General features: G+C 64.1%; 13 protein-coding genes. 9 read left to right on the top strand and 4 right to left on the bottom strand.

Annotated elements, in window-relative coordinates:
- Window positions 1-42: 42 nt before the first annotated feature.
- On the top strand, window positions 43-3,381 hold the full coding sequence (locus tag I6F37_RS06375; RefSeq protein ID WP_225150646.1) for an AAA family ATPase: 3,339 nt from the start codon (window positions 43-45) through the stop codon (window positions 3,379-3,381).
- Window positions 3,382-3,408: 27 nt separating this feature from the next.
- Here I6F37_RS06375 and I6F37_RS06370 read toward each other — a convergent pair whose 3' ends face one another.
- A complete protein-coding gene (locus I6F37_RS06370) occupies window positions 3,409-7,227 on the bottom strand; it encodes a Dyp-type peroxidase domain-containing protein (protein ID WP_225150644.1) in 3,819 nt (1,272 codons plus the stop codon).
- A gap of 509 nt (window positions 7,228-7,736) precedes the next feature.
- Window positions 7,737-8,876, bottom strand: coding sequence for an acyl-CoA dehydrogenase family protein (locus tag I6F37_RS06365; RefSeq protein WP_035999273.1), 1,140 nt, complete (start codon window positions 8,874-8,876; stop codon window positions 7,737-7,739).
- 81 nt (window positions 8,877-8,957) lie between these two features.
- Here I6F37_RS06365 and I6F37_RS06360 point away from each other — a divergent pair, with 81 nt between their 5' ends.
- The 8 genes from I6F37_RS06360 (at window position 8,958) to I6F37_RS06325 (ending at window position 20,360) form a co-directional block, all read left to right on the top strand.
- On the top strand, window positions 8,958-9,827 hold the full coding sequence (locus I6F37_RS06360) for a FadR/GntR family transcriptional regulator (RefSeq protein ID WP_051056824.1): 870 nt from the start codon (window positions 8,958-8,960) through the stop codon (window positions 9,825-9,827).
- Between the two features lie 56 nt (window positions 9,828-9,883).
- Entirely contained in the window at window positions 9,884-10,693 is an 810-nt protein-coding gene (locus tag I6F37_RS06355) for an enoyl-CoA hydratase/isomerase family protein (protein WP_035999270.1), read from the top strand.
- 9 nt (window positions 10,694-10,702) lie between these two features.
- Complete coding sequence (locus I6F37_RS06350; protein ID WP_035999267.1) at window positions 10,703-12,925, top strand: acyl-CoA dehydrogenase; 2,223 nt, start codon at window positions 10,703-10,705, stop codon at window positions 12,923-12,925.
- Between the two features lie 24 nt (window positions 12,926-12,949).
- On the top strand, window positions 12,950-14,134 hold the full coding sequence (locus I6F37_RS06345; protein WP_306469111.1) for a CaiB/BaiF CoA-transferase family protein: 1,185 nt from the start codon (window positions 12,950-12,952) through the stop codon (window positions 14,132-14,134).
- 66 nt (window positions 14,135-14,200) lie between these two features.
- The gene (locus I6F37_RS06340; protein WP_225150641.1) at window positions 14,201-15,169 is read left to right on the top strand and encodes a tripartite tricarboxylate transporter substrate binding protein; all 969 of its coding nucleotides are present in this window, start codon (window positions 14,201-14,203) and stop codon (window positions 15,167-15,169) included.
- A gap of 568 nt (window positions 15,170-15,737) precedes the next feature.
- On the top strand, window positions 15,738-16,769 hold the full coding sequence (locus I6F37_RS06335) for a TRAP transporter substrate-binding protein (protein ID WP_225137299.1): 1,032 nt from the start codon (window positions 15,738-15,740) through the stop codon (window positions 16,767-16,769).
- Between the two features lie 30 nt (window positions 16,770-16,799).
- Window positions 16,800-18,689: a TRAP transporter large permease subunit gene (locus tag I6F37_RS06330; protein WP_225150639.1), complete on the top strand. Its 1,890-nt coding sequence runs from the start codon at window positions 16,800-16,802 to the stop codon at window positions 18,687-18,689.
- Between the two features lie 21 nt (window positions 18,690-18,710).
- Window positions 18,711-20,360 (top strand): acyl-CoA synthetase, encoded by a 1,650-nt coding sequence (locus tag I6F37_RS06325; RefSeq protein WP_035999240.1) that lies wholly within the window; start codon window positions 18,711-18,713, stop codon window positions 20,358-20,360.
- A 54-nt stretch (window positions 20,361-20,414) separates the two neighbouring features.
- Here the strand turns inward: I6F37_RS06325 and I6F37_RS06320 are convergent, their stop codons facing one another.
- A complete protein-coding gene (locus I6F37_RS06320; RefSeq protein ID WP_035999237.1) occupies window positions 20,415-21,392 on the bottom strand; it encodes a TRAP transporter substrate-binding protein in 978 nt (325 codons plus the stop codon).
- Window positions 21,393-21,431: 39 nt separating this feature from the next.
- On the bottom strand, window positions 21,432-22,745 hold the full coding sequence (locus I6F37_RS06315) for a TRAP transporter large permease (protein WP_035999234.1): 1,314 nt from the start codon (window positions 22,743-22,745) through the stop codon (window positions 21,432-21,434).
- Window position 22,746 lies beyond the last annotated feature (1 nt).

Genomic DNA, 22,746 nt, shown 5'->3' with positions numbered 1-22,746 from the left:
CGATATTCTCCGCCGTGATCCTCCGGCTGTGAACCACCGGCTTTGAACCACGCCTTGGCCTGCGCAGGCGAGGCGGCGCCGCGCCGTCGGCAAACGGAAGACATGAGGTTTTTTAATAGGTTAGGCCAATGCGGTCGTCCTGATCGCCATATTCGGCGGATGCAATCCCCGCGAGCTTCCACTTGCGGGTTGGGCGAGTTACTATGGCCTTTTGCGATACTTGCTGCATCCGGTCTGGCACCCGCTGGAGACCGTTCTTGCGGTTCGTCAACGAGTTGGCTGCGATTGACGATGATTACGCAGACCCGCGACCCCAGAGGCGAACGTCATCGATTGACGGTGCTGTTCTCCGACCTTGTCGGATCAACCGCCCTGGGCCGGGATGTCGAGTCCGAGCACCTTTCCGAACTCCTCAGCCAGTTGCGGCAGATCTGGCATCGCGCGGTGGCGAAGCACGGTGGTCGCATCATCCGAACGCAGGGAGACGGTGCGCTCGCCATTTTCGGCTATCCCCAATCCGGCGAAGATGACGGTCGTCGTGCTGCGGAAGCAGCACTCGATATTCACGAATGGGTCGGAGAGCTGCGCCACGATGGCGTATCGCCGGCGCTGATGCCGCTTCGAATGCATTCGGGTATCCATGCCGGCACCGTGCTCCTGACCCAAGGCGACATCGAGTCCGGCCGGTATGACCTGATCGGCGATGTCGTGAACACGGCAGCGCACCTGTCGCGCCACGCCGGTCCGGATCAGATCCTGGCCAGCCTCGATGCCCTTGGGCCGCATGCCAACTTCTTCGAGCTCGCCGCCCACCTCCCGGCGGCTTCGGGAATGCCGCAGGCGAGGCTGGTGTTGGGTCGAAGCACGGCGACCCGACGCTTCGAAGCAACCTCGCGCCGCGGCCTGACACCCTTCATCGGCCGCAACGAGATATTCGGCTTCCTGACACGCTTTCTGAGCGGAGCACCTGCGCAGGCGCAACGCTGCGCGGTGGTCGTCGGCGGGCCCGGACTCGGCAAGACGCGCCTTCTGGAAGAGGTGCTGGGGCACGTCGGCACCGAGCGCATCAGGCTGCTGCGAGGCAGTTGCGAGAGTTACGTCGGTGCCGAGGTTCTGCAACCATTCCTGCAAATGCTGCGCGCTGCGCTGGGAATTCGAGCGGACGCCTCCCTCGTCGAGGCAAAGGAGACGGCGCGCGCGGCTCTGGAGCCATGGGCGGCCCAGCTCGGTCCGAATGCAGAATCGATCCTGGCACTGGCGTCGGCCGGCGCCGATGCGCGTGGCGGCCGCATCACCGTCGACGGCGTCGTCGGCGATCTGCTCGGGTTCTTCACCGGACTGTCGGCACATGGCCCGCTGGTGCTGGTGATCGACGACTGGCAATGGTCTGATGACGCGAGCCGCCAATTGCTGCAGGCTTTGCTGGAATTGCCCAACGGACCTCGCGTCATCCTCGCCAGCCGGCCGCGCGAGGACGGCAGCGAATGGATTTCCGGCGCACCGCACCTATTTCTCGAACCGTTTCAGGGGCCGGAAACCGACTTTGCCGTACGACGCTGGGTCCCGCAGGCCGATCCCTTCCTCGTAGCCCGCATCCATGCCTATGCGGGCGGGGTGCCGTTGTTCATCGAAGAGCTCTGCCATTCCATCGCCGCCAACGATCCTGCCTCGTTCGAAGCGCGCAGCAAACAGGGCTGGATCGCAACCCTGGTCGCTTCGCGCCTGGCACGCCTGCCGCCCGATGAGGCGAAGGTGGTGCGCGCCGCGGCCGTTATCGGCAACACCGTGCCGCACGGGATGCTGGTTTCGGCCTGCGGCAGCGAACCCGACCCGGCCATCGTGCGGGCATTGGCGGATGCGGACTTTCTCTATACGGATCCAGCGGGCGGCGTCCTTCGCTTCAAGCACGGCATCACGCGCGATGCGGTCTACGACACCATTGGCCTGCACGAGCGTCAGGCATTGCACAAGCGGATCGAAGCCACCCTGCTGGCGCGGTCCGAGCAGGCTGATCGCGAGGAGGCGATGGAAGCTCTGGCCTACCATTCGCAAGGCGCAGGTCATTGGGAAAGCGCAGCCCATTATGCCGAACGCGCCGGCGACAAGGCCATGGCTGCATTTGCGCTCGATCGTGCCAGTGCGCAGTACCAGGTCGCGATGCAGGCGCTGGATCGCGTGCCCGATCGCTCGCGCGAGCAATCGCTGCGCTGGTGCCTGCTGGCCAACAAGCTGGCGATGGCCAATATCTTCGACCCGCTGTCGCTGACCGACGACACCTCCGTGTTCGAACGCGCGGTTGCGGTCGCGTCCTCCCTCGGCGACACCGCCGCGATGGCCAGCGCCTATGAATGGCTCGGCTGGATGTGCTACGGGTTCGGCCGCTTCCGGGAGGCCGTGACTCACACGCGGACGGCGCTGGAATTGGCGCGCAAGCTCGAAGACCGCCGCCTGATCGCGCAGATCGAAGCGACGCTCGGGCAGATTCTGGCTGCAAGCTGTCAGTACGACGAAGCGATCGCCTTGATCGACGCTGCCATTTCGACCAAGCAGCAGCGCAGCCGGCGTCATGGTGCGATATCCTTCGGGGCGGCTTATGCGCTGTCGTGCAAGGGCGGCATCCTGGCGGATCGCGGCGATTTCGAGGGCGCCCACGCCTGTTTCAGTGAAGGCATGGCTCTGGTCGAAGGCTCGACCCACCCGGTCGTCAACTCCGTGCGCAACTGGATTGCGGTCGCACTGATCTGGCAGGGTCGCTGGCAGGAGGCGGAGCAGCTCGCCGTGGAAGGGGCGCGCATCGCCGAGAACACGCGCAGCCTGCTGCTTCTGGCCGATTGCCGCGCCGCCTCCGGATTTGCCCGCTGGTCGGCGACCGGCGACGCCGATGGCTTGCTGCAGTTGCGGAACGCCGCCGATTGGATGGAGCGGCGCAAATTTCAATTCTACACGTCGGTTCAATATAGTTGGCTCGTCGAGGCGGCGACGGCCGAAGGCGATGTCGAGACGGCGCGGCGGTATGCCGCCCATGTCCTGCGCCGTGCGCGCGAAGGCGAGCGACTGGGCGAGGCGGCGGCATGCCGCTCGCTGGCGAAGCTCGCAGCCCTGCGCCAGGATCTCGGCCTTAGCGAGCGCTGGTTGCGACGGGCTGAAACCTCCGCAGGCTGGCGCGGTTCGCTGCGCGATGCGGCTCTGAACCTCTCCCTGCGCGGCGAGCTTCTCGCAGGGCAGGGCCGGGGCGAGGCGGCCCGCCAGACCATGATGGAAGCCGCCGAGAAATTGCGCGCGCTCGGCATGCACTGGCATGCGGAGGAGACGATCAGGCTCGTCATTGGCATACCCGTCGGCTACGCCAACGATCAGCTCGCTCGGCATTGTGCCGTCTAACCCCTGCGCACCTTTCCTTACACGGCTCTAGGGTGGAGGTGGGCTCGGTGCGGGAACTCTTCCGTCCATCGTCAGGCTCATTGGAATGGGGCCGGTCCGCAAGGGTAGCTCCGTCTCCACCAGTGCGCTGAAGAAACCCAGCATCACCGCCAGTGCCGGGTCTGCTCCGGGACATGAATGCGTGGGATGCCCCGGGACCCTGCGGTTGCCGCCGAAGGCGTGGTAGATGTCCTGGCGACCTTCGGCGAGACTTTGCTGGGTGGCGGAGACTGCGCCGGCGACGATGACGTCTCCGGGCCTCACCTCGACGCCTCCGATGGTCTGCGAAACAACCGCCGTCCGCCAGATCAATTCGGGCACCGCGCGAAGTTGCATCGCGGGGATGAAGTCGTCTCTTAGCCGGTTGAGGGCGTCCATGTAGTTCTTTGCCTTCGTGCCGGCATAGCGAGCGCGCAACGCCCATAGCGTTCCTTCGCGCAGCCATTCGTTCAGTATCCGCCGCAGGTTGCCGTCGACGGTCGGAATGAATCCCATCATGGCGCCGGCGACCGTGCGCGCCACGAACGGAATGTCGCCGTTGCCGCGTGGCGAGTTATAGACCGCCTTGGTCACCGGACCGTTTGTCGGCCCGAACTGCGTCAGGAAACCTTCCATCGCACGGCGCGCAGCGTCGCCATGTGCCGCGCCGATCGCCTCCACTGTCGCGTTTGGGTGCGGCTGGAAGATGTAGCGCGAAGGCGACAGGAAATGGCCGGGATAACCGGGCGGCTCGCCCGGCTTCCAATCCCAGCGATAGCCGACGCGGCGGAAGTGCCCCCCGTCTTCGCTCAACCCGAACCACGCTTCGCAGAAGGCGGCGAGCAGCGGATCCACCAATTCGTGCACGTCGACGGTCAATTCCCAGCTCGCTTCGCCGTCGCCTGCGGCAAAGTCGATCGTCTGCTTGACCATCAAGCCCAGAAACTTCTGCGTGACCGCGCGCGCCAGCTCGAATGCGGCGGGCTGGTCGAGCGCCATGATCGCGGCGTTGCACGCCTCGGATTCCTGCTCGTAGACCTGGTCGGGCTGCCCGGCGTCGCGGCCAAGATAGAGGATGCCGAACGACCGCAGCATGCGGGGAAGATAGCCGGTGATGGTCAGCTTGGTGTCGGAATCGGCGAACACCTTGTAGACCATGTCGCGGTCGGCCACCAAGACCCCGAAGGGCGTGCGAAGTGCGCCGCCGTGGCGCTCGCGGATCGCAGCCCAGATCGAGGCGTTGACGAAATGCGAGGCTGAATCCGGATCTTCGAGCGCTGTCTTCCACGCGGCCATCGCCGCGGCTTCGCCCTGCCGGCGCTCGATCAGGCGCAGACGCGCGATCTCCTTTTCTCCCCGATCCGCGCACCATGTCACGGCCGGTTTATACCCCCGGCTCGCCGCCCATTGCTTTAGATCGGCAAGCGCCTTCTTCGATGGCGCAAAGAAATATGCTCCCCATTCCAGACGAACGAACGGACGAGGTTCGTCGTGGAGCCGGTCCGAGCCGTCGAGCGCGACGCGAATGGTTTGGCCTTCATGCTCGAAACGGAAATGCCGGAGCCGGCCAGGCTCGGCGAGGCCGAGGAAAGGATCGCTTACCCCCGAGGACGAACCCGCGCTGTTGCCGCCAGAGAGCCAGCTCTGCACCACCTCGAATTGCTCGCCGAGGCTGGCATTGTAGGCCATGAAAACCAGGCCCCGCTCTGCTTGCTGGCCGGATTTGGCGGCTTGCGGCTCGACGGGCGGCCCGTAGGACATGCCGCGCCTGACGATACGTGGGGGCCGCGCGCCGGCATCCGCCTTGGTGATCGACACGCGCGGATTGGCGCGCCGTATGTGCGCGTGAAACGGACACGATTGGGCCTGCGGGTCGGCGTCGTAGTTGAAGTCGTTGTGGCCTTTGTCAGGGGGCGGAGTAGGGGTCAGGGGTTGCCCGGCCTGGGGATGGCCGGTCGGCCAGCGTCCCATCATCTTAGCCATCAGCGTCTCGCGCGTCAGGGCAGGTGCGTCCGGTCCGGCCATCTCGGCTGCCTGTCGCGTCGCGCGGGCGAGCACATCCTCGAGCTGCTCGACGTCCTGTCGCAGCTTGCGCAGCGCCATGAAGCTGCCGTCGCGGAGCATCGCGTGAGCACGATTGGTCGCGTTGCCGAATGGCGCCGTCTCGTCGGCGATGTTCGGATAGCCGCACAGAATTTCGCCGAGATGCACCTGATTGGAATAGTACGTGCCGGCCTCGCACTCTCGCAGCACCGGGTTCGAACTGCCGTCGGCGAACCCGAAATGGTCCTGCATGTCGCGGGATCTCTTGTCGCGCTGCCGCTGCATCCATTGGATCGAAAGGGGCCTGATACCCGCATCGACCCCGACCAGGCGGTTCATTTCGGCCATCAACGCCTGTCTCGCATCCGCCGTCGGCTGCGCATCCTTGGACAGCAACAGGCGGAGCTGGAGGACGGCATGGACCGAGCTCATGCTGATGCGCGGCGCCGGGTCGCCTTCGGGCAGGTCCGGCGCGTCGGTCCCGAGCGCCCAGTTGCTGGCGGGAAGGCGCCATCGCTGCGGATGATTCCAGCGCACGTCGCCGAGCAGGCCGGCGCGTCTTTCCATGCCCTGCACGAACTCTTCCGGCAGAGTGCGCACCTCTTCGTCGGACAGGCCGGCCTGACGCAGTCCCTCGACCGTGAATGCGATGTTGGTGACGATCTGCCCCGGCGTCAGAACGTCGGCTTCGGACGTCACCTCGAGGACGTCGAGAAACGCGGCCAGTGCGGCCGGGTTGGCGAACTGCAGCAGCAGCAGGCAGCCGTGATCTGAATTGTAGGCGGTCAGAATTCCGCCCTGCACGTTGCCGGGATCCTGCAACGGCAGTTTTGCCGGCGGGGCGAGGGGCAGGTTGCGCCGTACCGGCGCCACATCGGGCGGGGTCATCAACCAGCGCAGGGCCTCTTCATAGCGCCGGCGAGCGCGTTTGACGCCTTCCGCGTAGGTGGGGTCGTTGATCATGGTGACGAATTCGGGCAGCAGCTCGTGGCCGGCCCGATGCAGAAGCACCCCGTCATGCGTCCCCGGCGGATAGAAGTCGGCCAGACGGTAGAGGCCCGCCAGTGCGCGGATGCCGTGGCGAAACGGAGGCCGGGCGGCGGCTTCGATGCTGAGCGGTTTGCTGAAGCCGGCATTGGTCGGATCGACGCCGACCTGGCCGTCGACCTCGAATATCGAGTGTCGCGCGATGTCTTCCGGCGAGGGAATCCTGATCCGCGTGACGATCTTGTCGGCGCCGGCGCCAGAGGCGCGCCGATAGACCCGCTCCTCCATCCGCAGGAAGCGCGTGTCATCCACGGTCAGGTCGGGAGTGGCATAGAGGAAATAGGCTTCGGTCTGCTTGCTCTTGAGCCAGATACCCCAGTTTTCGTACGTGTTCTCGTATCCGAGCACATAACCATCGGTATTGCAGAAGATGAGGTCGAGCAGCCGGGCGGCCTTCTGCCAGATGACGCGGACATAGGCTTCCCAGGAGCCGTCGAACGTGGCGGTCAGCAGCACATAGTCCACGCCGTCCACGGATTCGTCCTCGGGTTCGAGCACGGCGATGCCCACCGAGTGGATCCGCCCGACGCGGTCAACGGAATCGGTCAGCACGCGGGCGAGCTCGTATTCATACGCGTTGGCGCGTCCGCCATTCAGCGCCCGTAGCACGTATTTGACGCGGGTCTTGTACGTGGTCGCATCCAGGGACGGCACGAACCCCTTCTTGATCGGAGCCATCACCCTGAAATCGGACGTGCCGGCCATGCTGCCGGTCTTGATGGTCAAATCACGACGCATGTTTTTGGCTCCCCCGGGTCGCACGCAGACTTGAGGCCATTTCGCGCCTGAGCCCGGCAACCGAAACGTGTTTCGCAATGCAACGCTATTTGCGAATAGTGCGGCTCGCGGCCGCTCGATTGTATGAACTGGCCCACACTTTCCGAACTTTCCGTTGCGGTCAGCGGTCGGAAAGTTCGCCGGAGCAGCGCAATCCACCAGGACTGAGCGACCTCGGGTTTGAGCTCGGTAAGGGGCGATATCGGCTTCGGCCATCTCGACGGGCCGAGCTGGGCCTCGGGACGTAGCTCGCACGGTATTGAGATTCCATACGAGGGTGCTCACCGATTTGTGGTCGAATCGCGCGCATCATTGCCGTGAATTAACACCACACCGCATTCACGTCTGACGGTGAGCATCGCCGCGGCTCATTCCGCGAGGTTGCGCAACAACTGGCTCGCGCACCCTCGACGCGGCGGAGGCGAAGTCGAGAAAGGTGCGGCCCGGTTCAGGACCAGGGCCGCGTTTGTCTAACTGAGCAGCTCACGCGCGATGACGACCCGCTGGATTTGGTTCGTGCCCTCGAAGATCTGGGTTAGCTTCGCGTCGCGCATCATGCGCTCGACGGGGTAATCCATGGTGTAGCCATAGCCCCCGAATATCTGCACCGCATCCGTTGTGACCTTCATGGCCATATCGCTGCCCACACACTTGGCCATGCTGGCAAGAACATTTAGGCGCTTCCAGTCACCCGCGTCCCCGGCGCGCGCGCACTCGTAGACCAGTGCACGTGCGGCCTCGATTTGCATCGCCATGTCCGCGAGCATGAACTGGACGCCTTGGAACTCCGAGATCGATTTCTTGAACTGCTTGCGCTCTTTCGCGTAGGCGACGCAGGCGTCGAGCGCGCCCTGAGCCAATCCGACGGACTGTGCCCCAATGGTCGGTCGATTGAGATCGAGGGCGCGCATCGAGGCTCGAAAGCCCTTGCCTTCTTCCCCAACCAGATTTTCCCTCGGCACGCGCACATTGTCGAAGAAGATCGGGGTATTCGGCGCGCCCCGGAAACCCATTTTGCGCTCGTGACGTCCAAAGGAAATTCCGGCCATCTTCTTCGGCTCGACAATGAAGGCGCTTATGCCATCGGAGCCTGGACCGTCGCTGGTCCGTGCCATCACCACCATATAGTCGGCGACCACCCCGTAACTGCACCACTGCTTGCGGCCATCGAGAACGTAGGAATCGCCATCCTTCCGCGCGCGTGTCGCAATAGCGGTGACGTCTGAACCGGCCTGCGGCTCGGAGATGGCGATTGCGGTGACGACGCCGCCCTTGGCGATGATCGGCAGGTATCTTTTTCGTTGTTCCTCTGAGCCAAAGTGGAGGAGCGGCATAATGAACATGGTGTTCAGACAGGCGATCGACGCGCAGGCAGGTGATATCCTCGAGATCTCCTCGCGCGCGATGCAAGCCATGGTGAGATTGCCGTTCGGGCCGCCATATTGCTCCGGCACCCAAAGCTGCATCAGCCCCATTTCGCCGAACAGCTTCACGAGCTCGGTCGGAAAGCGGTCGGTCTCGTCAATCTCGGCGGCGATCGGCGCCACATGCTTCTCGGCTATCTTGCGGACGGTGTCGCGGAAGGCGATCTGCTCCTCGGAAAAGCTCATGGACCCTCGTAGTGGACTTTCTTGAGTGAAACCCAGAAAGGGGCTTCCATTGAATGGGTGATCCATTTAATAATTCACCACATGAACACCAAGTCAAGCCCCCGCGCCGGTGCGCAGTCACGCAATGTTTCGCCCGGTAGGCGCGAGCGCCCGGCCGATCAGCGGGCGACGGCAAGTCCCGCGCCGGCCCCCAGGTTCCGGCCGATCCATACGAGGCGGGCGTTCGAGGAAATCTGCGAGCGCATCCGCGAGCAGCTGGCGCTCGGGCAGCTGAAGCCCGGCGACAAGCTGCCTCCGGAGCGCGATCTCGCGCAGCAGCTCGGTGTGAGCCGCAATGTCCTGAGGGAGGCGTTGCGCAGCCTCGAGATGGCTGGCGTGCTTCGATTGCTGAAGGGCGTCAAAGGCGGTGCCTTCATCCAGGAGGGCGACACCAGACGCATGAACGACGTCATGCGGGACATGCTGAGCCTTGGAACGATTTCGGTCCGGGAGCTGTCGGAGGCGCGTGTCCACGTGCTCGACCTCGTCGTCGGTCTTGCGTGCGACCATGCACGCCAGTCCGATCTCGATGCACTGGAGGCCAACATCCGGCGAACCGAGCTTGCGACGAAGGAGGGGAGGCTGCTCGACCGGGTCGAGTGCTCGCGCGAATTCTACAAGCTGCTGGCGGCCTCGACCGGAAACAAGGTCATCGCGATGATCATGGATTCGGTGACCGAAATTCACATGCGCTTCGTCTACGCCAAGGTGGCCTCGAGCGGCGTCGCGATGAGCCGGTTGGCCGACCGGCGGCGTCAATTGCTCTCCGCCATAGCCGAACGGAACACCTCATCGGCGCGCCGCTTGATGCGCGCGCATCTCGAAGCTGTCCAGCGAATGCTGGAGCAGGATCCGGGCGCGATGTCGCTGCATGTCGCGCTGGCCGAGGTCCAGCCGGGCATGCGGCGTTAGCCGGGCTTGGACGCCGAAGGCCTGCGCTCGAACACGATAACAACGGGAGGAATAAAGTGTCGAACTACGCAAAGTATGAATGCCTCAAGGTCGACGTGTCGGAGAAGGTGGCGACGGTGACCCTGAACCGGCCGCAGTTGCGCAACGCGATCAATCAGAAGCTGATCCGCGAGCTGCGGACGATCTGGGACGACCTCGCCGATGACCACGCCGTCAGCGTCGTCGTGCTGACCGGCGCCGGCGATTTCTTCAGCGTCGGCGGCGACGTCAAGGCCATGTCTGAGCGTCCCGGCGGGGACGTCCTGGAGGAGGGTGAGGTCCATGATCCCATGATCAGCCGCCGCGGCGTGACGCGGCAGCTCGAGCTCGACAAACCCATCATCGCGGCGATCAATGGCGATGCCATCGGGCTCGCTGCGACCCATGCGCTGCTGTGCGATATCACCGTCATGTCCGAAGATGCGCGCATTGGCGACACGCACGTCTCGCGCGTTGGGCTGGTTGCCGGGGACGGCGGCACCGTCATCTGGCCGTTGCTGGTCGGCATCAACAAGGCCAAGGAGTTTTTGATCCGCGGCACGCTGCTGAAGGGGCGGGAAGCGGAGCGGATCGGCCTCGTCAATCATGTCGTTCCTCGTGCTGACGTGCTGGGCAAGGCGCGGGAAATCGCCGTTGAACTGGCAAACGGCCCAACTTGGGCGATCCGCTGGACCAAGCTGTCGATCAACCAGATCGTGAAGGATCGCGTGAACATGTTGCTCGAGGCGTCAATGGCGCTCGAACAGGTCACGTTCGAGACAGCGGATCACAAGGAGGCAACCATGTCCTTCAAGGAGAAGCGCAAACCGAGGTTCGGTCAGGTGTAGGCTCTCGCAATGGCGGCCTCCGGCATCGAAAGCGACGACGTTGCGGGCATGCTTCGCGAATCCCTGCGCGGGCTTCTCGAAGCGCATTGGCGAGCCGACTGCCTGAAGGATGGTGCATCGCCCGACGCGATCACCGAGATGTGGAACAAGCTGGCCGGGCAAGGTCTCACGGCTCTGGGCGCAGATCCGGAGGAGGGCGGCCTTCGTGAGATCCTGACGGTGATGGAAGAACTTGGCCGCGCGGCGTGTCCCGCTCCGATGTGGTCTGCCGTGCTGGCAAATCTCGTGCTGTCAGGTGCATCCCCCGATGCAGGGGAATTGCGAACAGCACTTCAGGGGGGCACGGCGCGTGTTGTTTTTTCGTTCGGTGCATTCGACTCCGATCCTGGTATCGGGTCGATCGCGCTTCTTGGCGAGAAGGCAACAGGATCGCTTCGGTTCGTTGAGGCCGCGGGGAGCGCTACCCACCTGCTCGCGCCGGTGGACGAGAAACAGCTTGCGCTCCTCGACCTTCGGGCTCACGGCGTTAATCGTACCCCCACGCGCGCGATGGGTGCATGGGGCAATTGGGAGCTGGCGCTCGATGCGGCGCCGGCAAGACTTGTTCCTGCTGCCAAGATCAGCCTGAGCGATTTGCGATCGATCGCGCGACTGGCGCTGCTGGCGCGCGCCCATGGTGCCGCGCGTCGTGCGTTCGAGCTGGCGGTAGCCTACGCCGGGGAGCGGCAGCAATTCGGCCAACCGATCGGGCGATTTCAAGCGATCCAGCACAAGCTCGCCAGCTGCTTCGTCGATCTCGAGGGCGTGCGTCTCGTTCTGCGCCACGCGGCGAAGCTGCGGGACGAGGGTGATCGCGACTGGCAATACTTCTCCGATTGCGCCATGGCGTTCGGGGGTCCGTCTTTGCGACGCGTTTCTCTTGAGACGCAGCACACATTCGGCGCGATCGGCTACGCCGAAGAACACGAAGCGCCGCTGCACTTCAAGCGCGTGCATTTGGACACCATAGCGCTTGGTGGCTCGGCCCATGCCAGACGCCGCCTCGCCGCCCACCTGTTCGACAATGGCGGTGCAGCGATGCCGCAATATGATCTCGGCTCCGCCGGGAACGAACTGCGCGAACATGTCAGGCGGTGGCTTGCACAGAACTGGGCGGGCGGCCGAAAGGCCGCTTTTGACGCCAAGCCGTTCGCAAAGCGTGAATTCGACGCTGAATTTGCTGCCGATATGGGGAGCACCGGCTGGATCGGCCTCGGCTGGCCGCAGGAGTTCGGTGGCCAGGCGCGTTCGCCGCTTGAGCAGATCGCCTTCATGGAGACCATGGAGCAGTACGAAGCTCCGCGCCTCGGCGCCTCGATCCAGGCCAACGCCTTGATGATGTTCGGTACGCCCGAGCAGCAGAAGAAGTATCTGCCGGAAATTCTGCGCGGCGCGGCCATGCATGGGATGGGGTACAGCGAGCCGCAGGCAGGCTCCGACCTTGCGGCGCTGCGAACCAGCGCGGTCCGCGACGGCGACCATTGGGTCATCAACGGTCAGAAGATCTGGACCACGACCTGGTGGGGAAAATACATGTTCCTGGCGGCGCGAACCGACAAGAACGCCAAGCCCCATGCAGGCATCAGCATGTTCATCGTGCCGATGAACACACCCGGAATCACGATCCGGCCGGCCACCACCATGTACGATGGAACGTTCGCCAACATCTTCTACGACGATGTTCGCGTGCCCGTGGAGAACCTCGTCGGCGGTGAAAACGAGGGCTGGAAAGTCCTGACTGGAGCGCTCGCTTTCGAGCGGGGACTGGTCGGCGGCGGCATCGTGCTGAAAGTTGCGCATACCTTTGAACAACTGCGCCAGCATGTGATCGCCCGGCAGGAGTTGAGTGGAGATCCGATTGTCCGGGACCGCATGGCGGCGTTCGCCTGCGAAATCGAGATAGGCCGCCAACTGATGATGCATTGCGCGGACCTTGCCGCCGACGGCGTCACGCCGCCGGAATATGGCGCGATCAGCAAGGTCTTTTCCAGCGAGCTGATGGAACGCTTTGGCGAAGCCGCGCTCGACATCCTTGGCATGCGGGCCACGCTGTCCGAACAGATGCCGGGGGCCGTCGAGAACGGCCGGTTCGAGCAAAACCTGCGTCATTCGCTGATGTGGGTGATCAGCATCGGCACGAACGAAATTCAGCGCAGCCTGATTGCGCAGCGTGCGCTTGGCTTACCTCGATAGGAACCGATGATGCAGGGCCAATCATTGAAATCACCACTCGAGGGCGTCCGCGTGCTGGATTTCTCCATCATGCTCGCCGGACCCTATTGCGCGCGGCTGCTGGCGGATGTCGGCGCCGAAGTGATCAAGATCGAGCCGCCGGAAGGCGAGGAGATGCGTCTGCGCGCGCCCCTTCGCGACGGCCAAAGCGCCTATTTCGGTCAGCTCAATGCCGGCAAGAAGAGCATCGCGCTGGACCTCAAATCATCCGAGGCGATCGAGCTCGTGCATCGCATGGTCGAAAGCACGGATATTCTGGTCGAGAATTTCCGGCCCGGCGTCATGGAGCGCCTGGGTCTCGGATATGAGGCGCTTCGCAAGATCAATCCCCGTTTGATCTATTGCTCGATATCCGGCTACGGCCAGACCGGTCCGCAGTCGGAACGCCCGGCCTATGCAATGATCGTTCATGCCGAGAGCGGTTTCGACCGCGCGCTGATGCGATATGCCGGCGATCGCGACCGGCCGGCGGCTGGAGCCGTGTTCGTCGCCGATATTCTCGGCGGCGTTTTCGGCTTCTCGGCGATTCAAACGGCGATGGTACAACGGGAGCGTACGGGAGCAGGGCAGCACGTCGATGTCGTTCTGATGGACTGTATGCTGAACCTCTTGGTGTACGAGCTGCAGGAAGCGCAGTTCTCGGCGCCGGTGGCGCGCCCGACCTACGGCCCTGTGCGCGCCAAAGACGGCGACGTCCTGATCGCGCCGGTGTCGGCACGCAATTTTTCCGCGCTTCGCGACCTCACGGGCCTGCCGGAGCTCTCGTCCGAACCTCGTTTCTCCTCGGTGTCGGCGCGCGGCGCGAACTGGACCGCTCTGATGCAGGTCGTCGAGCGATGGACGATGCAGCACACGGTGGATGAGTGCCTGGCAGCGCTCGATCGCGCCGGTATTCCGAGCGCCCGCTTTCGCGATCCCGCGGAAACGCTGGATGACCCGCACTTGTCTGCTCGCGGCGTATTCGCGCCGATCGCCGACGTCGCAGGCGAGTTCAGGGGCGTCAACGCGCCGTGGCGGATGTCGGGCGCGCGGACTGGGATCGGCCACGACATCCCCGCGGTCGGCGAGCATCGGGATGAGATCCTCGCGCGCGTGCTCGGCCTATCCAACAGCGACATCGGACAGGCGGCTGCCGCCGGCGCATTTGGCAAGGGTGAGACACCCCTATGATTTAAAGCTGCAAGCCGCGAATTGTTCTACCGCAAGATAATCAAAAAACAGCTTGGGAGGATCGACGTGAAGGTACTGCGTGTTCTGACTTTCATATTCGGAGCGGCGATCCTCGTTGCGCCCGCCGCAGCGGACAATTATCCATCGCGTCCGATCCGGCTCATCGTGCCATATCCCGCCGGCGGCTCGACCGACATCATGGCTCGTGCACTGCAGGAGCCGATGACGAAAATCCTCGGGCAGCCGATTGTCATCGACAATCGCGGCGGTGCGGCCGGCACGACCGGTTCCAACGAAGCGGCCCGATCGGATGCCGACGGTTACACGCTTCTGTTTGCCAACAATGGGCCGATTTCGATCGCACCGTTGCTGCAGAAGGGCATCGATTTCGATCCGCTGAAGAGCTTTGCACCGGTGTCCCTGGTCTCCACGGCGCCTCTGGTTCTGGTGTCAAGCGACAAGGTGCCCGTGAACGACCTTGCCGGGCTGCTTGCCTACGCCAAGGCGCAGAGCAAGCCGATGCTGTATGCCTCCGCTGGACCAGGCTCGCTCGGGCATCTGAGCACGGAACGCTTCCTCAATCAGGCAGGTCTGCAGATGGTCCACGTCCCATACCGGGGCCAGGCGCCGACGACGCTCGCCATCTTTGCCGGCGAGGTCGACATTCTGCTCACCACCACGTCCGATACGCTGAACGAGCACATCCGCTCCGGCAAGGTGAAGCTGCTCGGGGTTTCCTCGCCCGGTCCTTCTCCGGTTGCTCCCGGTGCGGCATCCATCGGCAGTGCCTTGAAGGGCTATTCGGTCGAAACGTGGTTCGGCATTCTCGCGCCTGCCGGCACTCCGCCAGACGTCTTGGCCAAGCTCAACGCTGCGCTTGGCACGGTGCTGGCGATGCCGCAAATACGGGATCGGTTTCTCTCCTATGGCGTGGAGGCCAAGGCCAGCACGCCTGCCGAACTGCACGCCCTGATCGCCGCAGAAATCCCGTCCTGGCGCAAGGTGATCGAAGAACGCAACGTCAAGACCGAATAGCGGACGTTCGGGGAGAGGGGACTGGCCGAGGCGGAAGAGACCTCGATTAGGGCGATCACCAGCCGGTGGATCGCGGCGTCTGGGCTTCCGCCGACCGCCGGAGCTTGGAGGTAGGCTCGCGCCGCAGCCGCATCGTCACGTTGCCAGAGGAGGAAGCCGCCGATCACTTGGGGTACCAGTCGGCAGAACCAGATCAACGTAGCATCGTCGAAATCGCCGCAGGACATTGGCCTGGTGCCCGGCACATCCGTAATTCGCATAAGGTATATTATGGAATATATTTATGTACAATGAGATCAATCATTTGGGCGGAATTGCTGACATCCGACCTTCGCCAAAGCCCGTATCTCCTGCGCGTCGGCCGTCGTCTTAGCTCTTGACGTCTACTGTGCATGGGGTTGTTTTTCAGGTTTTGAAACGGGTCGAGGTCTGCGAAAGCCGATATTGCCGTGACATTGTCCGGCTGCAATAAGCGAGGCATCCGCGAGATCGCAGATGACCCTAAGGCCGACCGCCCGTATAGGTTTGCATCTCAGAACAACAACAAACCTTCCGAGGAAGCAGACCCATGGTCCTTTCCACGCGCTATTCCCGACGCACGCTTCTCAAGGCTTCCGCCGCGACCGCGGTCCTGGGCGGCCTCGGTGCGCCCCATGTGGCCCGCGCCCAGAGCGCCGAGTTCACCTACAAGTACGCCAATAACCTGCCCGACACCCATCCGCTCAACGTCCGTGCCAAGGAGATGGCGGCGGCGATCAAGACCGAGACAGGCGGCAAGTTCGACCTGCAAATCTTCCCGAACAATCAGCTCGGCTCCGACACCGACATGCTGAGCCAGATCCGCTCCGGCGGCGTCGAGTTCTTCACGCTGTCCGGCCTGATCCTGTCGACCCTGGTGCCGGCGGCGTCCATCAACGGCATCGGCTTCGCGTTCCCGGACTACGACACGGTCTGGAAGGCCATGGACGGCGATCTCGGCGCCCATGTCCGCGGCGAGATCAAGAAGGCCGGCCTCGAGGTCATGGACAAGATCTGGGACAACGGCTTCCGCCAGACCACGTCGTCGACCAGGCCGATCGCCGGGCCTGACGATCTCAAGGGCTTCAAGATCCGCGTGCCGGTGTCGCCGCTGTGGACCTCGATGTTCAAGGCGTTCGATGCCGCGCCCGCCTCGATCAATTTCAGCGAGGTTTATTCCGCACTCCAGACCAAGATCGTCGAGGGCCAGGAGAACCCGCTGGCCATCATCTCGACCGGCAAGCTCTACGAGGTGCAGAAGTACTGCTCGCTGACCAACCACATGTGGGACGGCTTCTGGTTCCTGGCCAACCGCAGAGCCTGGGAAAAGCTGCCTCAGGACGTGCGCACCATCGTCGCCAGGAACATCAATGCCGCCGCCGTTAGGGAGCGTGAGGATACCGCCAAGCTGAACGCCAACCTGCAGCAGGAGCTCGCGGGCAAGGGCCTGACCTTCAACCAGCCGCCTATCGCGCCGTTCCGCGACAAGCTGCGCTCCGCCGGCTTCTATGCCGAATGGAAGGGCAAATATGGCGATCAGGCTTGGGAGCTTCTGGAGAAGGCCGTCGGCAAGCTGTCGTAGCACGTTGGGGCCGTCGAGGTCGGTATCAGGATGGCTCACGTCGAGATCGAGGTGACCGAAGTGGTGGGCGAGGTGACGTTGCAGTCCCCTCGCCGACCTTCGCTGCTGGCCTCAGTCGAGCGCGTGCTCGGCCTCGTCGTCGAAATCCCCACGGCGATCCTGGTGGTCGCCGAGATCGTGATCCTGTTTGCCGGCGTGGTCGCACGCTATGGCCTGCACCGGCCGCTGATCTGGTCGGACGAGCTCGCCTCGATCCTGTTCCTGTGGCTCGCCATGCTGGGCGCGGCGGTTGCGTTCCGCCGCTCCGAGCACATGCGCATGACAGCGGTCGTCGCCAGCGCCAGGCCGGCGATGCGGGCCTATCTCGATCTGGTCGCGACCTCCGCGGCCCTGGCGTTCCTGATCCTGATTGTGTGGCCGGCCTGCGACTACGCCTATGAAGAAAGCTACATCACGACGCCGGCGCTGCAGATCTCCAACATGTGGCGCGCCGCTGCGCTGCCGGCCGGCATCGGCCTGATGGCGGCCTTCGCCTTGCTGCGGCTCGTGCGCGCGGCCGACTACCGAATGGTTGCGGCCGCCGTGCTGTCGGTTGCGGTCGTGATCGGCCTGTTCTGGCTGGCCGAGCCATTGCTGCGACCGCTCGGCAATCTCAACCTCATCATCTTCTTCGTCGGCGTCGCCGGCTTCTGCGTGTTTGCCGGGGTTCCCATTGCGTTCGGCTTTGGTCTTGCGATCTACGGCTATCTCGCGCTGACCACGCGCACGCCGGTCATGGTGCTGGTCGGGCGGATGGACGAGGGCATGAGCCACCTCATCCTGCTTTCCGTGCCGCTGTTCGTGTTTCTGGGGTTACTGATCGAGATGACCGGCATGGCGCGGGCCATGGTGGCGTTCCTGGCAAGCCTGCTCGGCCATATCAGGGGCGGCCTGCATTACGTGCTGGTCGGCGCGATGTACCTCGTCTCCGGCATCTCTGGCGCCAAGGCGGCCGACATGGCGGCAGTCGCGCCCGTGCTGTTCCCGGAGATGAAAGAGCGCGGCGCCAAGCCCGGCGATCTCGTCGCGCTGCTGGCGGCCACCGGCGCCCAGACCGAGACCATCCCGCCCAGCCTCGTGCTGATCACGATCGGCTCGGTCACGGGCGTCTCGATCGCCGCCCTCTTCACCGGCGGCCTCCTGCCCGGCGTCGTGCTCGCCGTCATGCTCTGCATGCTGGTGTGGTGGCGCTACCGCCACGAGGACATGAGCCACGTCCGCCGCGCGACGGCATCCGAGATCGGCAAGACCTTCGTCGTCGCCCTGCCCGCGCTCGCGCTGCCCTTCGTGATCCGCTATGCCGTGGTCGAGGGCATCGCGACCGCGACCGAAGTCTCCACCATCGGCATCGTCTATGGCGCCCTCGTGGGCCTTCTGATCTACCGCCGCTTCGACTGGCGGCGGCTGTTTCCGATGCTCGTCGAGACCGCCGCGCTGTCGGGTGCGATCCTCCTGATCATCGGCACGGCGACCGGCATGGCCTGGGGCCTGACCCAATCCGGCTTCTCGCGCTCGCTGGCTGCAGCCATGACGGGATTGCCGGGCGGGGCTGCGACCTTCATCGCCGTGTCGATCCTGGCCTTCACCATCCTCGGCAGCGTGCTGGAGGGCATCCCGGCGATCGTGCTGTTCGGACCGCTGCTGTTTCCGATCGCCCGCGCCGTCGGCGTGCACGAGGTGCACTACGCCATGGTGATCATTCTCGCCATGGGTATCGGGCTATTCGCCCCGCCGTTCGGCGTCGGCTATTATGCCGCCTGCGCCATCGGGCGCGTCGATCCGGCCGAAGGCATCAGGCCGATCTGGGGCTATCTGCTGGCGCTGCTGGTGGGATTGATCATCGTCGCGATCTTCCCCTGGATCTCGATCGGATTTCTTTGATGCGGTTTAAGGAGGGTGTCGATGAGCGAGCGACAGAATCCGTACAATATCGGCCTCGACAAGACGCAAGCCAACTATGTGCCGCTGAGCCCGCTGAGCTTCCTCGCGCGCAGCGCCGCGGTCTATCCCGATCACGTCAGCACGGTCTATGAAGGCCGCAGCTTCACCTGGGCTCAGACCTATGAGCGCTGCCGGCGGTTCGCCTCGTGGCTTTCGAGCAAGGGCATCGGCGTCGGCGACACCGTCGCGGCGATGCTGCCGAACATTCCCGCGATGAACGAGGCGCACTTCGCGGTGCCCATGACCGGCGCCGTGCTCAACGCGCTCAACATCCGCCTCGATGCGCCTTCGATCGCGTTCCAGCTCGATCATGGCGGCGCGAAAATCATCCTGGTCGATCCAGAGTTTTCAGGCGTCATCACTGCGGCCCTGGCGCAGATGACCGGCCCCAAGCCGCTGGTGGTCGACGTCGACGATGCATCGTTCAAGGGCGGCACCCGCATCGGCGAGATCGAATACGAGGCAGCCGTCGCCGAAGGCGATCCAGGCTTCGCGCCGATCACGCCGAGCGATGAATGGGACGCGATTGCGCTGAGCTACACCTCGGGCACGACGGGCAATCCCAAGGGCGTCGTCACCCATCATCGCGGCGCCTATCTGAACGCCGTCAGCAACATCCTCGCCGGCAATCTCGGCCAGCATCCGGTCTATCTCTGGACGCTGCCGATGTTCCACTGCAACGGCTGGTGCTTTCCCTGGACCATTGCGGCGGCCGCCGGCATCAATGTCTGCCTGCGCAAGGTCGAGCCGACCAGGATCTTCGAGCTGATCAAGCAACACGGCGTCACCCATATGTGCGGCGCGCCGATCGTCTACAACACGCTGATCAACGCGCCCGATGCACCAAAGGGCGATGCGGCCCGCCGCGTCGTCGGCCTGATCGCGGGCGCAGCGCCGCCGGTCGCGGTGCTGGAAGGCGCCGAAAGCATCGGCATCAAGCTGACGCATGTTTACGGCCTGACCGAGGTCTACGGCCCCGCCTCCGTCTGCGCCGAGCAGCCGGGCTGGGATGACCTGCCCGCCGCCGAGCGCGCGCGCATGAAGCGCCGGCAGGGCGTGCCCTACCCGCTGCAGGAAAGCGTCACCGTGATCAACCCGCAAACGATGCAGCAGGTGCCGCGCGACGGCGAGACCATCGGCGAGGTCATGTTCCGCGGCAACATCGTGATGAAGGGCTACCTGAAGAACGAGAAGGCGACGAAGGAAGCTTTCGAAGGCGGCTGGTTCCACACCGGCGATCTCGGCGTGCTCGACGAGCACGGCTACGTCATCATCAAGGATCGCTCCAAGGACATCATCATCTCCGGCGGCGAGAACATTTCCTCGGTCGAGGTCGAGGACATCCTCTACAAGCACCCGGCCGTGCTGTTCGCGGCCGTGGTGGCAAAGCCCGATCCGAAATGGGGTGAAGTGCCCTGCGCCTTCGTCGAACTGAAAGAGGGCGCCAGTGCCAGCGAGGCGGAAATCATCGCCTTCTGCCGCAGCCAGATGTCCGGCTTCAAGACGCCGAAGGCGGTCGTGTTCGGGCCGATCCCGAAGACGTCCACGGGCAAGATCCAAAAGTTCCTGCTGCGCAACGAAGTCGGCTCGGTGAAGGCGATCTCGGCCTGATCAGCGGCCAAAGAAGCTTCCGCCCGCCTGCGGCGGGTGGAAGCTCTCTCATCCTCACATCTTCTTGTAGGCGTCGAGCACCGCCTGACCGTCGGCCCCTGCCTTCTTAAGCCAGTCGGCCGTGAGCTGGTCGCCGATCTTCTGGAAGCCGGCCTTCAGTGCCGGGCTCGGCGGCTCGACAGTCATGCCTTTGGCCTTGAGCTGACCGAGGTACCAATTGGCCTTCTCTTCCCAAGCCTTCCAGCCGCGCGTCTCCGCGGTGGCGGCGGCCTTCAGGATGGCCTCCTGGGTCGGCTTGTCGAGCGCCTCGAACGCAGCCTTGTTGACGAAAGTGTAGTTCTTCGGAATCCAGGCCTGCACGTCATAGAAGTATTTGAGCGACTCCCACGCCTTCGAATCGTAGCCGGTGCCGCCCGACGACATGAAGGAGTTCACCACGCCGGTCGCCAACGCCTGTGGCAGTTCCGCAGCCTGGATCGTGACCGATTGCGCGCCGACCAGTTCGCCGATCCGCGCGGTCCCGACATTGTAGGCGCGCCACTTCAGACCCTTCATGTCCTCGATCGTGGCCAGCGGCTTGTTGACGTAGACGCCCTGCGGTGCCCACGGCACCACGAACAGCAGCTTGAGACCTTGCGCGTCGAGCTTCTTGGCGATCGCAGGCTTGGAGGCCTGATACAGCTTCGTCGCCTCGGGGAAGCTGGTCGCGAGGAACGGCACGACGTCGACGCCGAAGATCGGGTCTTCGTTCTCGTGGATCGACAGCAGCACCTCACCCATCTGCGCCTGCCCGGTCACCACGGCGCGCTTGATGTCGGGGGCCTTGAACAGCGAGGCGCCCGGATGAACCGTGATCTGGAGCTTGCCCGAGGTGGCGGCTTCGACGTCCTTGGCGAACGCGACCAGGTTTTCGGAGTGCGGATTGTCCGCAGGATACGCTGCCGGCAGGTTCCATTTGGTCTGAGCCAAGGCAGGTGTCGCGGCCAGCACAACGCCGGCAATCAAAGATGCGTGGAATAAACGAGACATCATCGGACTTCTCCTCACAGTCGATCTAGAGAACGGGTACGCTCAGTCTGGGAAAGCGAGCTTCGGCAGGAACGTCACGATCTGCGGATACTCCGTGATGATGAAGACCGCAGCGAGCAATAGCACGAAGAACGGGAAGGCCGCCCGCGCGACCGTGAACGTATCGCGGCCGCTCATGTTCTGGAGCACGAACAGGTTGAACCCCACCGGCGGCGTGATCTGCGCCATTTCGACGTGGATGATCAGATAGACGCCGAACCAGACCAGGTCGAGGCCGGCCTGCCTGACCATGGGCAGCACGATGACAGCGGTCAGAACGATCATCGAGATGCCGTCGATCAGGCAACCCAGGATGATGTACATGATGCTCAGATACAGCGCCAGCATGCTCGGCGTGAGCTGCTGGCCCTGGACCCAGGTGGCGAGCGCGGCCGGAATCCCCGTATAGGCCATCGCCGCCGTGGTGTAGGCCGCGCCTGCCAGGATCAGCATGATCATGCAGGTCAGGCGCGTCGCGCTCATGATGCTCTCGAGGAAGTTCTTGCGCGTGAGCGTGCCGCTCCACCAAGCCAGCAGCAGCGCGCCGGAAACGCCCCAGGCCGCGCACTCCGTCGCCGTCGCAAAGCCGAGAACGAGCGACAGGAACACCGCCAGGATCAGCAGCAGGCAGGGCGCGAGCTTGGCGGACTCGCGCAGCTTCTGCCGGAGCGGCATCGGCGGATCGCGCGGCGGAACCTTTGTCGGGTTGAGCAGCGACCAGATGATGATGTAGCCGGAATAGAGCGCGATCACGAGCAATCCCGGCAGGAAGCCGCCGAGAAACACTTGAAGCACGGAGACGTTCGCCGTGACGGCATAGACCACCATCGGAATCGACGGCGGGATCAGCAGGCCGAGCGTGCCCGAGCCCGCCAGCGATCCGAGGCTCAGGCCCTTGTCATAGCCGCGCTTGTCGAGCTCCGGCAGCGCGATCTTGCCGATCGTCGCGCAGGTCGCCGCCGACGAACCCGACACCGCCGCGAAGATGCCGCAGCCGATCACGTTCACATGTGTCAGCCGTCCCGGCAGCCACTGCACCCAGGGCGACAGGCCGCGGAACATTTCCTCCGACAATTTGGTGCGGAAGAGAATCTCTCCCATCCAGATGAACAACGGCAGGGCCGCCAGCGTCCAGGATGAGCTCGCGCTCCAGGTGGTGGTCGCAAGCACGGTGCCGAGCGGCAGGCTCGTGGTGAGCGCCATCGCCACGAAGCCGACCAGCCCGAGCGAGACCGCGATCCAGACGCCGCTTCCCAGCAGCAGGATCATGACGCCGAGCAGGACGAACGACAGCTCGATCATGCCGAGACTGGCCATG

It is taken from the genome of Bradyrhizobium sp. NBAIM08 (genome assembly GCF_020193935.1).
In the GTDB taxonomy this organism is placed as follows: domain Bacteria; phylum Pseudomonadota; class Alphaproteobacteria; order Rhizobiales; family Xanthobacteraceae; genus Bradyrhizobium; species Bradyrhizobium yuanmingense.
The sequence above is the reverse complement of the archived record's forward strand: the minus strand, read 5'-3'. Positions and strand labels throughout refer to the sequence as shown.